The organism is Mesorhizobium sp. M1C.F.Ca.ET.210.01.1.1, assembly GCF_004791585.1.
GTDB lineage: Bacteria > Pseudomonadota > Alphaproteobacteria > Rhizobiales > Rhizobiaceae > Mesorhizobium.
This window is the reverse complement of record NZ_SRUU01000168.1, coordinates 1-322: the sequence shown is the minus strand read 5'-3', so window position 1 is coordinate 322 and position 322 is coordinate 1. Positions and strand designations below refer to the sequence as shown.

The following is a 322-nucleotide window of genomic DNA, read 5'->3' as shown; positions in this document are numbered from 1 at the left end:
GGCAATTCGCTGCTGGCAAGTTTTCTCAGGTGAGCGGCGACAGCTGTATTTCGACACGCCGGTTCTGCTCGCGGCCGGCGGCCGTCGCATTGGATGCGATCGGGCGCGTCTTGCCGAAGCCGGTGACGGCGAAGCGGCGCTGATCGACGCCCTCGCCGGCCAGGTAGTTGGCGACGGCAAGCGCGCGGCGCTGCGACAGGTCGAAATTGTGCTGGTCGCCGCCGGTCGAATCGGTGTGGCCGAAGACATCCCCCGTCGTCTGGCGGAACTTCTTCAGCACCAGCGCAACGGAGTTCAGCACCGGATAGAAGCCCGGCTTCAC

At 65.8% G+C, this 322-nt stretch carries 1 protein-coding gene; it reads right to left on the bottom strand.

All coding sequences use genetic code 11. The features are described from left to right. Positions 1 to 25 precede the first annotated feature (25 nt). Positions 26 to 322, bottom strand: a 297-nt coding sequence (locus EN853_RS33430; RefSeq protein WP_135861369.1) for an OmpA family protein, incomplete at its 5' end; no start/stop codon positions are given.